The sequence below is a fragment of the Arthrobacter sp. NPDC056727 genome (assembly GCF_042790555.1).
In the GTDB taxonomy this organism is placed as follows: domain Bacteria; phylum Actinomycetota; class Actinomycetes; order Actinomycetales; family Micrococcaceae; genus Arthrobacter.
Window position 1 is genome coordinate 1 of the sequence record NZ_JBHTZA010000055.1, and the last position, 2,792, is coordinate 2,792.

The 2,792-nt window shown below is 56.5% G+C and carries 1 rRNA gene; it reads right to left on the reverse strand.

From position 1 onward, the window contains the following. Positions 1 to 2,641, reverse strand: a 23S ribosomal RNA gene (locus ACFRAH_RS24170); the annotation flags it as partial. Between the last annotated feature and the right edge of the window lie 151 nt (positions 2,642 to 2,792).

The following is a 2,792-nucleotide window of genomic DNA, read 5'->3' on the forward strand; positions in this document are numbered from 1 at the left end:
CCATTCCACAATGTACCGCCGGATCACTAGTCCCGACTTTCGTCCCTGCTCGACCCGTCGGTCTCACAGTCAAGCTCCCTTGTGCACTTACACTCAACACCTGATTGCCAACCAGGCTGAGGGAACCTTTGGGCGCCTCCGTTACTCTTTAGGAGGCAACCGCCCCAGTTAAACTACCCATCAGACACTGTCCCTGATCCGGATCACGGACCCAGGTTAGACATCCAGCACGACCAGAGTGGTATTTCAACGACGACTCCACAACCACTGGCGTGGCCGCTTCAAAGTCTCCCACCTATCCTACACAAGCCGAACCGAACACCAATATCAAACTATAGTAAAGGTCCCGGGGTCTTTCCGTCCTGCTGCGCGAAACGAGCATCTTTACTCGTAGTGCAATTTCACCGGGCCTATGGTTGAGACAGTCGAGAAGTCGTTACGCCATTCGTGCAGGTCGGAACTTACCCGACAAGGAATTTCGCTACCTTAGGATGGTTATAGTTACCACCGCCGTTTACTGGCGCTTAAGTTCTCAGCTTCGCCGACCCGAAAGTCAGCTAACCGGTCCCCTTAACGTTCCAGCACCGGGCAGGCGTCAGTCCGTATACATCGCCTTACGGCTTCGCACGGACCTGTGTTTTTAGTAAACAGTCGCTTCTCGCTGGTCTCTGCGGCCACCCCCAGCTCAAGCAGCAAGTGCTATCACCAGGAATGGCCCCCCTTCTCCCGAAGTTACGGGGGCATTTTGCCGAGTTCCTTAACCATAGTTCACCCGAACGCCTCGGTATTCTCTACCTGACCACCTGAGTCGGTTTAGGGTACGGGCCGCCATGAAACTCGCTAGAGGCTTTTCTCGACAGCATAGGATCATCCACTTCACCACAATCGGCTCGGCATCAGGTCTCAGACTTATATGCACGACGGATTTGCCTACCGTGCGTCCTACACCCTTACCCCGGGACAACCACCGCCCGGGCTGGACTACCTTCCTGCGTCACCCCATCGCTTACCTAGTACAAGTCTGGTTCGTCGGCTCCACCACTACCCTCAACTCCGAAGAGATCGGGCCGGCTTCACGGACTTAGCATCGCCTGATTCAGTATTGGGCGTTTCAAAGCGGGTACCGGAATATCAACCGGTTGTCCATCGACTACGCCTGTCGGCCTCGCCTTAGGTCCCGACTTACCCTGGGCAGATCAGCTTGACCCAGGAACCCTTAGTCAATCGGCGCACACGTTTCTCACGTGTGTATCGCTACTCATGCCTGCATTCTCACTCGTGAACCGTCCACAACTCGCTTCCGCGGCTGCTTCACCCGGCACACGACGCTCCCCTACCCATCCACACAGGCGTTGGCCCTATATGTGTGAATGACACGACTTCGGCGGTACGCTTGAGCCCCGCTACATTGTCGGCGCGGAATCACTTGACCAGTGAGCTATTACGCACTCTTTCAAGGGTGGCTGCTTCTAAGCCAACCTCCTGGTTGTCTCTGCGACTCCACATCCTTTCCCACTTAGCGTACGCTTAGGGGCCTTAGTCGATGCTCTGGGCTGTTTCCCTCTCGACCATGGAGCTTATCCCCCACAGTCTCACTGCCGTGCTCTCACTTACCGGCATTCGGAGTTTGGCTAAGGTCAGTAACCCGGTAGGGCCCATCGCCTATCCAGTGCTCTACCTCCGGCAAGAAACACACGACGCTGCACCTAAATGCATTTCGGGGAGAACCAGCTATCACGGAGTTTGATTGGCCTTTCACCCCTAACCACAGGTCATCCCCCAGGTTTTCAACCCTGGTGGGTTCGGTCCTCCACGAAGTCTTACCTCCGCTTCAACCTGCCCATGGCTAGATCACTCCGCTTCGGGTCTAGAGCGTGCAACTCAATCGCCCTATTCGGACTCGCTTTCGCTACGGCTTCCCCACACGGGTTAACCTCGCTACACACCGCTAACTCGCAGGCTCATTCTTCAAAAGGCACGCAGTCACGACTGACAGCACAAGTGCTGCCAGCGACGCTCCCACGGCTTGTAGGCACACGGTTTCAGGTACTATTTCACTCCGCTCCCGCGGTACTTTTCACCATTCCCTCACGGTACTATCCGCTATCGGTCACCAGGGAATATTTAGGCTTAGCGGGTGGTCCCGCCAGATTCACACGGGATTTCTCGGGCCCCGTGCTACTTGGGTGTCTCTCAAACGAGCCGTTGATGTTTCAGCTACGGGGGTCTTACCCTCTACGCCGGACCTTTCGCATGTCCTTCGCCTACACCAACGGTTTCTGACTTGCCGACCAATCGGCAGATTGATCAAGAGAACTCCCACAACCCCGCATGCGCAACCCCTGCCGGGTATCACACGCATACGGTTTGGCCTCATCCGGTTTCGCTCGCCACTACTCCCGGAATCACGGTTGTTTTCTCTTCCTGAGGGTACTGAGATGTTTCACTTCCCCTCGTTCCCTCCACACTGCCTATGTGTTCAGCAGCGGGTGACAGCCCATGACGACTGCCGGGTTTCCCCATTCGGAAACCCCCGGATCAAAGCTTGGTTGACAGCTCCCCGGGGACTATCGTGGCCTCCCACGTCCTTCATCGGTTCCTGGTGCCAAGGCATCCACCGTGCGCCCTTAAAAACTTGGCCACAGATGCTCGCGTCCACTGTGCAGTTCTCAAACAACGACCAGCCACCCATCACCCCACCCTTACAGGTGAGTGCACTGGGGCCGGCAACCGAAGGCGACCATGACGGCCGTACCTTCAGATACCCAACAGCGTGCCCGACCCGACCGATC